A 12562-nucleotide genomic window follows, 5' to 3' on the forward strand; every position below is an offset into this window, starting at 1 on the left:
ACCATAAACCTAGTACCTGATCTGTAACCTTAGTTACAAAATCAGGATTTTCTCTCGCCTATTGCGTCGTCCGGCCGAACAGATCCGCGATGAAGCGGATGCCGCCCCGCGATGCGCTCTGCAGCGCCTCCGCCGTCTTGCCCGCGAGTCGGTCGACCACCGGCTTGTGATCGAGCCTGGGAATCTCCGCCTCTCCCTCGCCCGTGGTCGCCTCGCTCCCTCCCGCCGTCGTCCGCGCCGCTCCCTCCGGATCGTAAGAGATGCCTTCCGGCTCATTGCCATAGCGGGCATTCTCGGGCTCTTCCTCTCCCGAACCTGCCGTCCTCGCACCTTGTCCGCTCCGATCGCCGGAGACGCTGCCGCGGGCTTCGATTCCCGATTGCGATTCCGACAGCTCTCCATAAGGGGAGGCAGCGTTCTGCTCGATCGGCCCGTAGACGGAATGAATACCGCTGCCGGCCAGCTCCATCCCGAACAGAATGGCGAACAGAATTGCCCCGACGACGACCAGCAGCTTGACCAGATCCTTGCTCACGGCTCATCACTCCTTTTTCCGTTTCCTTTCCGTTTCCCGTTCATATCCCGCTTATTTCCCGTTCGCAGCTTGGCCGCCGACCTCCAGCGCGTCCTGCTGCTTCCAATACAGCTCGGAGATGACTTCGGCCAGCGCATCCGCCGTCCGGTAACATTCCTCCAGCGTGTTGTCCACGCCGCCGATCTCGATAAGCACGCTGTCCGGCGCCACCGACTGGTTGTATTCCCCGTTGCCGGTGGAGCTGTCCTTGCCCCAGATGCCCCTCGACAGCCCCGGGTACTCCTTCTCCAGCACCTGATGGATGTCGTTCGCGAACTTCTCGTTCTCTTCCCAGTCCGGGTTGCGATGGCCGATAATGAAGTAGACTTGCGCGTAATCGACCCCGCCGATCGTTGCCGTCGTCTTGCTGCGATGCTGCGAATCGCGGTGAATGTCGAAGAAGAACTTCAGGTCCTTGTCGGACGCCATCGCCTCCTTCACCGTAGCAAGCGAGTACTTATAAGAATTATTCCAGTTGTAGTCCTTGGTCGTCTTCGCGTAATCCTTGTCGGAGTGAAGCGCCCCGACCCCCAGCTTCTCGAGCCCAGCCGCCAGCCTTTGGCCGACCAGCGTCACGTTCACCGTGTCCGAATCCGGTTGCTTCGTTCCCTCCTTCAGCTCGGGGAAGAAGGATTCCCGGTTGTGGGAGTGATAGATGAAGACGACCTTGCGCCCGCTTGTCTCGGTCTCCGCCTCGGGAGTTCCCGGCGCTTCCGTCCCGGCCGATCCGGACTGCGGCGGCTGGGTGCCCGATGCGGCTGCGGAGGACCCGCTTCCGTCCCCGTCGCCTCCGGCGCCTTCGCTGCCGGCTTCCGGCTCGGTGACCGGGGCGTCCTCCATCGTAACGCTCTCCGGCGCGTGGTCGACCGGCGCCTCGTCCGCGCTGCCGCCCGAACCCGGCCGAAGCAGCACCGCGTTGTCCTGGCCGATGCCGGGCATGCCAAGCTCGAGCAGGCTCTTCGGATCGTTCGGGTTGAGGTCGGTCAGGAAGCGCACGAGGAACGCGGCGGCCTTCCGGGCGGACAGAGGGGAGCTATTCTCTTGTTTAGCCATATGAGGCAATTCCATACCCAACAGGGAGGAGAAAAGCGTAGCGGGGAGCGAGGCGGCGAACCCCTTCATCGACTTCACCGGATTCGTCGCCATTGCGTTCTGCAGCATGCCTCCAAGTCCGAGCAGGAGGAATACGACCATCGAGCCGGCGCTTAATAGAAGAAACGCCTTGCCGGTAGCGAGAATGCGGCGGGGATTGCGAACAGGTCGTTTGCGTCCAGCGGCGGCGATTCGTCTCATGGCAGCCTCCCGGATATTCCCTGTACAGGGAGTCTCTCTATTACTATTAATTGGCTTGCTAGTGAATTGTATGAGAGAGGCGCATCTGCTAGAACGGAAATAACAAAGAAGCTCCATCGCGCTCCGAACCCTTCGCTCCCCCTCGCCCGCCGGATTTTATGTGATTTCTCACACTTATCGTGCTCCGCTCTCCCGCCATCGCCGGTTTTATGTGATTTTTCACATTCATCATGCGCCCGAACCCCCTCCGCCGCCGATTCTATGTGATTTTTCGCATATATCCGGCACCCCGAACCAGCAAACCAACCATTTTATGCTATTTTCCGCATAGAATCGGGCAAATCGCCGGTAGTGCGCCTCGCGAATGTGATTTTTCATATATAAAATTCGCCGCCCATCGGATTCGGTGTGGTTACGCGCTTGTTCGGTGTGGGGTTGGTGCGGGCTTGAGCGCAACCAAAAAAAAACTCCCCCCGAGCCAACCGTTATTCCGGTTGATTCGGGGGGAGTTTCGCTGCGGCGGATGCCTTGCGGCTTCCGTTATTCAGCTTGGAGTGCCGTGAGGTTTTAGTAGCCAAGCGCCTTCTTGGCGGCTGCCCACTTCTTGTTCAGCTCGTCGAACGACTTCTGCAGGTCCTTCGCCGTGATCAGCTCTTGGTCGACGGAGCCGGTTCCGATTGCGATCTCGGCCTTGTTCATGATCTCGTTGTACTTCGGATCGGTTGCTTCGCTCTCGATGAACGTCGGGTTAAAGGACTTGAACTCGGCGAGCTGCGGGCTCTCCGGAGTCTCGCTCTTGACGATCGGCATGAAGCCGGAGTCCGCTTGGTAGCCCGATTCCTTGACGAAGAACTCCACCCACGCATTAGCCAGTTCCTTGTTCTTGCTGTCCTTGCTCACGCCGACGAAGTAGTCGCCGCCCAGAGGAGCGTTGTACTTGCCGCTGTTGTCATACGGCAGCGGGAAGAAGCCGATATCTTCGCTGGCTGCGCCGGCGCCGATGACTTGCGGGATAACCCAGTTGCCGAGGAAGTACATGGCCGCCTTGCCGGATGCCACTTCGCCCTTCGACAGTTCCCAGTTGTTCGTGGACAGGTCCTTCTCGACCCAGCCCTTCTCGACGAACGTGCGAGCGATGTTGATCAGCGTGCCCCAAGGGCCGTCAACCGTGAACGGAGCGTCGCTCGTCAGCAGCGTGTCGGTCCACTTGGCGTTGCCCGCTACATAAGCGTAGGAGTTCTCGCCCCAGTTCGTGACCGGCCATTGAGCGCCGTAGTTCATGTACAGCGGAGTGAGGCCGGCGTCCTTCAGCTTCTGTGCCGCCGCATACAGCTCGTCGAGCGTCGTCGGAACCTTGTCGATGCCGGCTTGCGCGAACGCCTTCTTGTTGTAGACGATGCCGTTCGTGTTGACGCCGGTCGTGATGCCGTAGCGCTTGCCTTCATAAGCCATGATGTCCGGGAAGTAGACATCGTCGAACAGCGAATCCGGAAGCGGCTCGTAATACTTCGACAGTTCGCTGACGGCCAGCCCGGAATCGAGCATGTTGACGTCGCCGGCTTCGCCCGTCGTGAGGCGCAGCTTGATGTCCGTCGCGTAGTTGGTCAGGCCTTCGAATTCGATCTTGGCGTTCGGATACTTCTCCTTGAACTTCGCGGCATACTTATCCATCGTGCCGTCGTTGACAAGGTCGGTGCGGTGCGTCAGCACCTTGATCGTTCCGCTCAGGTCGGAAGTCGCTCCGCCTTCGGAAGACGCGGAAGCGGAAGCCGACGGGGATACGGAAGGGGAAGCTTCGCCATTGTTATTGTTGTTGTTGCCGCAAGCTGCCAGTGCGGAAGACAGCAGAATCAGGGACATGACCGTTAATGCGCTTTTCTTCATCTAAACTCTACCCCCAGGTTAGAAGTGTGCGATGGTGCCTTCGTCATTCCTCGGCGAGGACGACGTTGACATCGCTTACATGACTACATTATACGCTTTCCGGCAAGGGTTAACAGGCAACGCATTTGTTTTTATTGTCATCAATTATGATAACAAACAATAATTTTTAGTTTACAACCCCCTGCAGAGGAGCAAATACGCTCACCTGCAGAGGGCCGTTAGGGGAGCCATCCCGCTTATTCGCGAAACAGCTCGTCATTTGTTAGCTTCCGCTCGGCATCGATGCCGCCAGTCATGACGCCTTCAACCGCGCCGCCGCCGGCCCGACACCGTCAGCCTTGACGCTTCAGGAACGAGTACTCCGGCGACTGCATCCGCTCCAGGTTGGCGGCGATCAGCTTCGAACGGGTCTCGACGCTGGCGCGGGAGCGCAAGCCGTCCTCCGGCGTATTCGTCACGTAGTCGACGAGCTTGTCGACCGTCGTGGAAGCGACGTGCAGGCGGGTGTCGGAGGACGCGTAGTAGATGTACACGTCGCCGTTGTCCCGGGCGATGAGGCCGTTCGTGAACACGACGTTGGAGACGTCGCCGATGCGTTCGATTCCTTCCGGCGCGATCAGATGGCCGGCCGGCGCATGCGTCACCTTGCTCGGATCGTTCAGGTCTGTCATGAACGCGTAGATGACGTACCGCAGACCGGCGGCGGTGTTGCGCACGCCGTGCGCGATGTGCAGCCAGCCCTGCGGCGTCTTGATCGGCGCCGCACCCTGGCCGTTCTTCACTTCCTTGATCGTGTGGTAAACCTTCTCGTCCACGATCGACTCATGCGGCACAATCGCCGGATTCATGCTGTCGGCAAGCCCCCAACCGATGCCGCCGCCGGCGCCCGTGTCGATGAAGCCGTCCTGCGGACGGGTGTAGAACGCATACTTGCCGTTAACGAATTCCGGATGCAGGACGACGTTGCGCTGCTGCGGCGACGGCGTCTTCAGATCGGGCAGGCGCTCCCACGTCTGCAGATCCTTCGTGCGGACAATGCCCCCTTGAGCGACCGCGCTGGAGGTGTCGCCCTTCGGCGCGTCCGGGTCCTTGCGCTCGGAGCAGAACAGGCCGTAGATGTACCCGTCCTCATGCTTCACGAGGCGCATGTCGTACACGTTGATGTCCGGGTCCTCCGTCTCGGGCAGCAGCACCGGATAATCCCGGAAGCGGAAGCCTTCCGTCGGGGAATCGCTCTCGGCGACCGCGAAGAATGACTTGCGGTCGACGCCTTCCACCCGAACCATCAGATAGAACTTGCCGTCCAGTTCGATCGCGCCCGCATTGAACGCGGCGTTCACGCCGATGCGCTCCATCAGGTAAGGGTTCGTCTCCGGGTTCAGATCATAGCGCCAGTACAGCGGCGCATGATCGGCCGTGACGACCGGGTGCTCGTGACGATAATAAATTCCGTTGCCGGGAACGACAGCCGGATTCGGCCGCACGATCAATTCCTCTTGCTTCTCCGCCAAGCTCTTCAGTTGCTCCATCCATGCACTCATTCCAGTATCCCTCTTCCCTTAGAAATTAATGCGTTTAGAACTTTATGCGTTCGAGCGCTTCGAAGCATGCCCGGCTGTTATGATAAGGACACTTCCACGCGCCTACCTTCGGCTGGTTGTCCGAGCGAACCGGAACGCCCTCCTTCGTCACCTGCCAATGCCATTCGCCGCCTTCGCGGTCGCTGATGCAGTCGCGAATGAACGTCCAGCTTCGCTTCGCGGCCTCCAGATAGTCCGCCTTCCCGGACAACTGGTACGCATTCAGGAAGCCGACCATCGCTTCGGCCTGCGGCCACCAATCCTTCGTGTCGTCCAGATGATCGGCCCCGTCGAATTCGTTGTAGACGCCGCCGTCCTTGTCGACGCCTTGCTCAAGCGTCGCGCGCGCCATTGCAAGCGCCGCTTCCTTGACGCGAGGCAGAAGCGACTCGTCGCCGAGCACCTCGGCCGCTTCCCAGAGCAGCCAGCTTCCCTCGATGTCATGCCCGTAGGACACATGAGGCGTCTTGGATTGCCACTCGTCGTCGAAGAACAGCAGGAAGTGGCTTGTGCCCGCGTCGATAATTTTGTCCAGATGGACCTCGATCAGCTCCTTCAGCTTCGCCCGCAGCCCTTCCGGCTTCCATACGCGGTACAGGTTCGTGTACGCTTCGAGCACGTGCAGGTGCGTGTTCATCGACTTGCGCTCGTTCAGATCCTTGCCGCTCAGGCTCAGCTCGTCCGTCTCCGACCAGTCCCGGGCAAGAGCCTCCACGTAGCCGAGATGAACGGGATCGTAAGCGTGCTTCTCAAGCAGCCGATAAATCTCCCCCGCCCAGGCGATTGCCTGCTTCGCTTCCTCGCCGCCCACGGCGCGAGCGAATTCGGCAAGCCCGTAAATAACGAACGCCTGCCCGTACACCTGCTTCTTGTCCGAAGTCGGACGGCCGTCAGCAGCGATCATCCAGTACAGCCCGCCGAACTCGTCGTCCCAGAACTTCTCGCGAAGGGCGGCGTATGCGCGCCTTGCCATCTCCGCATATTCATCATCCCGATAAGTGCGATAAGCGGCCGAAAAAGTCCACAAAATGCGAGCATGAAGCACCAATCCTTTGTCCGCATCCTCCACGACCCGCCCGTCTTGCTTGATCTCGCCGACGAACCCGAAGCGCTTCCGATCCACCGTGTTCTTGATCCAATAGCCCAGAATATTGTCCCTGAGCTCGCCCGTCAGTTCCTCGCGCCATCTTCCCAACGTCAGCTCATCCGAAGTCCGTTCCCTCATCGCTGCCTCGTTCCCCTCTCGTTAGCGTTCGTTCTGCTGCCAACCGGTGTAATGCTCCCGCACGACCGCAGCCGCCTGCTTGCCGTACATGCAATAATCGTCGTTCGCGGACGCTTCGGAGGCGTCGTACAGCTTCGCGGGCCAATCCCACAGCATGAAGCCGCGCATCCATTCGCGCTTCGAGGTCGCCGCGAACATGTCCTCGTAGTACAGCTTCTGCGCTTCCTCCGAAGGACCGCCCGGCAAGGACCAGTCGTTCGGCCGGTGCGGAGAGCCCTCGCGGCTCGGACAGCCGGCTTCCATGAAGAAGAACGGCTTGTTCCACTTCGTCGCGACGGCTTCGATGCGATCAAGCTGCCGCTCCCACTCGCCGATCGGGTAGTAGCCGCTCGACGAGATGATGTCGACCGCGTCCCACCAGTTCACGTAGCCCTCCTGGTACTTGTCGCAGTTGTACGTGAGCAGCCCGTCGTAGAGTGGCCGAACCTCGGCGATGAGCTGCCGCCACTCGCTCTCGCGCTTGTCGGTCTGCACCATCTCGCAGCCGATGCAAAACATCTCGCAGCCCTCTTCCTTCGCGATGGCCGCATAATGCTTGATGAATTCGCCGTAGGAAGCGAACCACTCCCGCCAGGACGGCTCTCCCGGAATCTCGTTGTCGAAGAAGCCGATATGCGCCCGCCATGTTCCGTTCGCGCAGTTGACAACCGGCTTCAGGCACACCTTAAGGCCGAGCGACTTCGCCTTGCGAATGGCCCAGCGCACCTCGTCGTCCGTCACGGTCGGCGCCTCGCGGAACGGAATCGTCGTGGCCTGCGGATGCTCCTGCAACGCCGACAGCGCGATCGCCGTCCAGTTGACGCCAAGCTTCGCCATCTCCTCCATCGAACGTTCGGCGGCTTCTCCCGTCCACGTGCCCCGGACGCCGGTCCAGCCCCACGTCATGCCGCATACTTTCTCCGTCCAACTCATTTTCGTTTCACTCCTTGCCGCATTTTAAGTAAACCTAAAACGCAACTATTGTTAGTTATTTGTTTCTAATTTCTAATAACATATCATCATCTGCATTGTATCACCGTAAGAGGAGAAGTCAATAACGAGAAGCGTCACGAACAAAAAATAACCGTTAGGCTCACCATCATTGTTTGTTAGGGAGGCGGAACTCATACGGGAACAGATCGCTCGCAGATCAGCCGCCGGGTCGGGTTGGCCTAAATTTATAAAAAGTTGGCTTTTTTCCCGATTTTCCCGAGTTGCTGTCTGCGCTACGATTGTAATCAAATTCAGCTCGAACAGGAGGCGCAACGTGGCAAAGATACATCTTATCGGCAACGCTCATCTCGATCCGGTATGGCTATGGCAGTGGCAGGAAGGCTTCGCAGAGATAAAAGCGACGTTCCGCTCGGCGCTGGACCGGATGCGGGACTTCCCCGAATTCGTGTTTACCTGCGCATGCGCGGCTTACTACAAGTGGGTCGAGGAGAACGAACCCGCGATGTTCGCCGAAATTCAAGCACGGGTGGCGGAGGGCAGATGGGTGATTGTCGGCGGCTGGTGGATTCAACCGGACTGCAACCTCCCTTCCGGCGAGTCATTCGCGCGCCACAGTCTGTACGGCCAGCGTTATTTCGTTGCCAAATTCGGACGAATAGCGAAAGTCGGCTACAACGTCGACTCCTTCGGCCATCACGGCATGATGCCGCAACTGCTGAAGAAGAGCGGAATGGACTATTACGTCTTCATGCGGCCGCAGGAGCACGAGAAGCAGCTTCCGGCCAATCTCTTCTGGTGGGAGTCGGCGGACGGCAGCCGCGTCATGACGTTCCGGATTCCGGATGCCTACACCGTGCGCGATACGGAGCAACTGACGCACCATATTCAGAAGCATGGGGAGATGGCAGAGGCGGAAGGTGCTCCGTATATGTCCTTCTATGGAGTCGGCAATCACGGCGGCGGCCCGACCGTCGCCAATCTGCTTGCGATCCGGGAACTGACGGAGAAGGGCTGCGGCGATATCGCCCTGAGCTCCCCCGATGCTTATTTCGCGGAGGTCGCCGCGCTCGATCCTCCCCTGCCCGTCTTGCGAGATGAGCTGCAGATGCATGCAATCGGCTGCTACTCCACTCATTCCGAATCGAAAAAATACAATCGCAAAGCCGAACACCGCCTTCTCAGCGCCGAGAAGTGGTCAAGCCTGGCTCACCTGCTGCTCAACCTTCCTTATCCGAAGCAACAGTTGCTTGCAGCCTGGGAAAATGTCATGTTCAACCAGTTTCACGATATCATGGGCGGCTGCAGCATCAAGGAAGCGTTCGAGGACGCGCGGGAAAGCTACGGCGAGGCGCTGCATCTCGGGGCAAAGGCACTGAATGCGGCGATGCAAAAAATATCGTGGAACATCGGAACGATGAAACCGCAAGTGGCCGCTTTGAGCAAAGAAAAAGATTCGAAGCTATGGGAACAGGACGATCTGGGGGTCCCGTTCGTCGTGTTTAATCCATTGTCCTGGGAAGTCGAAGCTCTTGTCCAGGCAAACAAAATGCTTGCCGGCGCAGAAGATGACACAGGCGCCCCATTGCCTGTGCAGAAGGTCCGTGCCTCGCGCATCGACTATGACGACAAATGGGATACGCTGTTTCCGGCGCGGGTGCCGGCGTTCGGCTACCGGGTGTTCTGGATGTACAGGGATAAAGCCGCCGCTGCGAAGCCATCGACTGGCATGCTGCGCGCGGAGCCCTATGCGTTGGAAAATACGTATATACGTCTGGAATTCGATGAAAGCCGCGGCAGCCTCACGCGCTTGTACGATAAACGGCCGAAGAAGGAAATGATAGCTGCGGAGGCGGCCGTTCCGATCGTGATTGACGAAACCGACAGCGACACCTGGGGACACGGGCTCGTCCGTTACCGCAATGAGATCGGCCGTTTCGCGGATGCATCGATTCAAGTCATCGAGGAAGGGCCGCTTCGGGCTACGCTGCGAATCACCAGCCGTTACGGCGCATCGGTGTTGCGTCAGGACTTCTCGCTTCGTCACGATTCGCCGGACATCCAGGTTAAAGCGACGCTCGACTGGCGCGAGCGGCATCGCATGCTGAAGCTGTCTTTTCCCGTCCAGGCAAGCGAGCCCCAGGCTGTGTGGGAGATTCCGTACGGCTATATAGAACGCAAGACCGACGGGCAGGAGGTGCCCGGCCAGCAATGGGTGTCCGTAAGCGACCGCTTGGCCGAAGGGGGCGGCATCGGCATTGTCAACGACGCCAAATATGGCTATGATGTACTTGACAACGATATCCGCCTCACGATTGTGCGCAGCCCCATCTATGCCGACCATTACGGCGAGCGCGACGATCTGGTCGAGTATATGGATCAAGGCATTCAGGAATTCTCTTACGGGATCATTCCCTATGCCGGGGACTGGCGGGACAGCGGCATTCCGCGCAAGGCCAACGAATGGAACGTCCCTCCCCTTGCGCTCTGGGAAACTTATCATGAAGGCCCGCTTCCGCAATCGGCCGAAGGCATCCGCGTCTCGGCGAATAACGTCATCGCTGACGTCTTAAAGCAAGCGGAGGACGGCAACGGCTGGATCGTCCGCTGCCATGAAGCGGCTGGCCGGGCAACGAAGGCAACCATCGGGCTTCCGCTGCACGATCGCGAATGGAATGCGGACTTCGGCATATGCGAAGTGAAATCTTTCTTTATCCCCGAAGATCGCAGCGTGCCTGTCTCGGAAGTCGATTTACTCGAATACGGAGCGAGGTAATCGAATATTAACGCGCTTAACTGGCAGCAAACCATGCATGCATTAAAGCGGCTGACGATGAAGCCGATCCGGTACAACGATTTGCTCGTGACGGTTGTCGACGCGTTGTCTGCCAGACACGGGACGGATTGGACGTTGACCGCTCACCGTCATCCTTGGTTTGAATTCAATTACGTAGCCGAAGGCGCTGTCTATACGTCGATCGAGGGGCAAGAATTCCGAATTGAGGCTGAACAGTGCTATTTGATTCCTCCCGGCGTTGCCCACTCGCACCGCAATGCCGAAGGAATCGGCGACGACGGCTTCTGCTTGCGCTTCCAGCTTGCCGAGCTGCCGTTCGCCTGCGAAGACGCTCCGGGGATTGCACCGGAGCTGATTGGCGTCTTCCGCAAGCCGCGTCCATATGCGTTTGGACCGCAGTTGGGGCTTCCGCTTCTGCGCATCGGCAACGAAACAAGCGCATTCGGGGTGCAGACGGCATTCCTGCAGTGGCTGTGCCGCTTGTTCGAAGAATGGAACGGCGATAACGCCTCGCCGGCTCCTCTGGCATACGGTCACGATCCGTTCGTGCAGCAGGTCGCTCTTTATATGGAAGAGTATTATGCGTCCGGCTTTAAAGTACAGGAGCTTGCCGACGCGCTGCACATGAGCTATCGCAATTTGTCCCGGCGGTTCAAACAGCAAACCGGCCTATCGTTGATCGAGAAGCTGAACGATATTCGCATTGCCCGCGCCAAGAAGCTGCTGCTCGAGTCCGACTTGACACTGCGCGACATTGCGGCCGCTACCGGCTTCGACAACGAATTCTACTTCTCCAACCTTTTCCACCGCGTCGCCTTAACGAGTCCCGGACAGTTCCGCAAGAGCGCTAAGGAATGATTAAGAAAAATGCCTAACGGCGTCCTTTGAGTGCGAGCGGGAGAGGAGACCTAATGCCGCCAGAGGGGGAGAAGGTGCGGGGGGAGGCGTTGCCGCGTACCGGATGCCTGGCAAGCTGATCGCTAGGCGTTGGGTGCGGCGCTCCTCTCCCGTTCCGTGAGCCCATTTGGCAGGGAGGACACCGCCGGCCTTTGCCCTCTGATCCGCCGGCTCTTGCCCTCTGATCCGCCGGCTCTTTTGCGATTTTATGTGGTTTTTCACATTCATCGGTTGGAATGAGCCGCGATCTCGGCGTTTTATGTGATTTTTAGCCTACATGAGGCAACGGGAGCCGGAATTTTCTCTATGTATGCTATTTTTCACATAGAATCGTCCAACCTGCCCGTTATTGCGCCGCTCGAATGTGAAATTCCACATAAATCCCTCCTATCCGGCGAGTCCGGCGAGATGCCCGGCCCTCCCCCCTCCCGCACTATACGTCGAGAGAGCGAAGGGCCGGCCCTAAAGTCGTTAGACTTGGGCCGGCCCTCTATCTCGCTATTGGTCTTGTTGCCGCTGCCACTGCAGATGGCTTGACTCCCCGCCATCCACCGTTAACGAAGCTCCCGTAATGAAGGAAGCCTTGTCGCCTGCCAGAAAGGCGACCGCATCTCCGATCTCGACCGCTTCGGCAAGCCGTCCGAGCGGAATGTTGCGCGACATCTCCCGCTCGGAAGCCGCCCGTTCTTCTTCCGTCAATCCGGCAAGCTGCCGTTCGATATTCGCATTGCGGGTGTAGCCCGGCAGCACCGTATTGACGCGAATGCCCTCCGGCGCGAGTTCAAGCGCCATGCTCCGTCCCATTGCCGCAACGGCGCCCTTGACCGCCGCATACGCCGAGCAATGCGGCGCCGTCTGATTCGCATGCACCGACGCGATGTTTACGATCGCCCCGCGCCCCTGTCGTCGCATGATCGGCACCGCTTGCCTTACGGTGAGGAAGTAACCGCGCAGATCGGTCGCCATGACGCGATCCCAATCCTCCGCTTTGATCTGTTCGATCGGATGATAGTAATGAGTACCAACGTTATTCACCAGAATGTCGACCCGGCTCCACCGCTTTGCCGTCTGCTCGAATGCCCCCACAATATCGGCTTCGACGGACATGTTCGTCTGTACGAACAACACCCGTCCGGCATCGTTCACGGACGCGGCCAGCGCCTGGGCCGTCCGTTCGCCTTCCTGTTCGTCCCAGTCCAGCACCGCAACATTGCAGCCTTCCCGCAGCAGCACCTGCGCAATGCCTTTGCCGATGCCTCCCGCCGCCCCCGTCACAATCGCCGTACGTCCCTGCATCTCGCGTTCCTCCCGCTTCATTCGTC

The 12562-nt window shown here is 59.1% G+C and carries 9 protein-coding genes; 2 read left to right on the forward strand and 7 right to left on the reverse strand.

Features of this window, described 5'->3' with window-relative positions:
• Nucleotides 1–58: 58 nt before the first annotated feature.
• From E6C55_RS23105 to E6C55_RS23130, 6 genes are all read right to left on the reverse strand, one after another.
• On the reverse strand, nt 59–535 hold the full coding sequence (locus E6C55_RS23105; protein WP_136372187.1) for a hypothetical protein: 477 nt from the start codon (nt 533–535) through the stop codon (nt 59–61).
• Nucleotides 536–586: 51 nt separating this feature from the next.
• Nucleotides 587–1867: a stage II sporulation protein P gene (locus E6C55_RS23110; RefSeq protein ID WP_136372188.1), complete on the reverse strand. Its 1281-nt coding sequence runs from the start codon at nt 1865–1867 to the stop codon at nt 587–589.
• Nucleotides 1868–2434: 567 nt separating this feature from the next.
• On the reverse strand, nt 2435–3751 hold the full coding sequence (locus tag E6C55_RS23115) for an ABC transporter substrate-binding protein (protein WP_136372189.1): 1317 nt from the start codon (nt 3749–3751) through the stop codon (nt 2435–2437).
• 332 nt (nt 3752–4083) lie between these two features.
• Nucleotides 4084–5292 carry a glycoside hydrolase family 130 protein gene (locus tag E6C55_RS23120; protein ID WP_136372190.1) on the reverse strand — a complete coding sequence of 403 codons (1209 nt, stop codon included), beginning with the start codon at nt 5290–5292 and terminating at the stop codon, nt 4084–4086.
• A 34-nt stretch (nt 5293–5326) separates the two neighbouring features.
• Nucleotides 5327–6556 (reverse strand): AGE family epimerase/isomerase, encoded by a 1230-nt coding sequence (locus tag E6C55_RS23125; protein ID WP_136372191.1) that lies wholly within the window; start codon nt 6554–6556, stop codon nt 5327–5329.
• Between the two features lie 21 nt (nt 6557–6577).
• Nucleotides 6578–7528 carry a glycoside hydrolase family 113 gene (locus E6C55_RS23130; RefSeq protein ID WP_136372192.1) on the reverse strand — a complete coding sequence of 317 codons (951 nt, stop codon included), beginning with the start codon at nt 7526–7528 and terminating at the stop codon, nt 6578–6580.
• Nucleotides 7529–7862: 334 nt separating this feature from the next.
• Here E6C55_RS23130 and E6C55_RS23135 point away from each other — a divergent pair, with 334 nt between their 5' ends.
• Together E6C55_RS23135 and E6C55_RS23140 are read left to right on the forward strand one after the other, a co-directional pair.
• Nucleotides 7863–10322, forward strand: coding sequence for an alpha-mannosidase (locus E6C55_RS23135; RefSeq protein ID WP_168735828.1), 2460 nt, complete (start codon nt 7863–7865; stop codon nt 10320–10322).
• Nucleotides 10323–10355: 33 nt separating this feature from the next.
• Complete coding sequence (locus E6C55_RS23140) at nt 10356–11201, forward strand: AraC family transcriptional regulator (protein WP_136372194.1); 846 nt, start codon at nt 10356–10358, stop codon at nt 11199–11201.
• A gap of 537 nt (nt 11202–11738) precedes the next feature.
• Here the strand turns inward: E6C55_RS23140 and E6C55_RS23145 are convergent.
• Complete coding sequence (locus E6C55_RS23145) at nt 11739–12557, reverse strand: SDR family NAD(P)-dependent oxidoreductase (RefSeq protein ID WP_136372195.1); 819 nt, start codon at nt 12555–12557, stop codon at nt 11739–11741.
• Between the last annotated feature and the right edge of the window lie 5 nt (nt 12558–12562).

It is taken from the genome of Cohnella fermenti (assembly GCF_004801405.1).
GTDB classification, from domain to species: domain Bacteria; phylum Bacillota; class Bacilli; order Paenibacillales; family Paenibacillaceae; genus Cohnella; species Cohnella fermenti.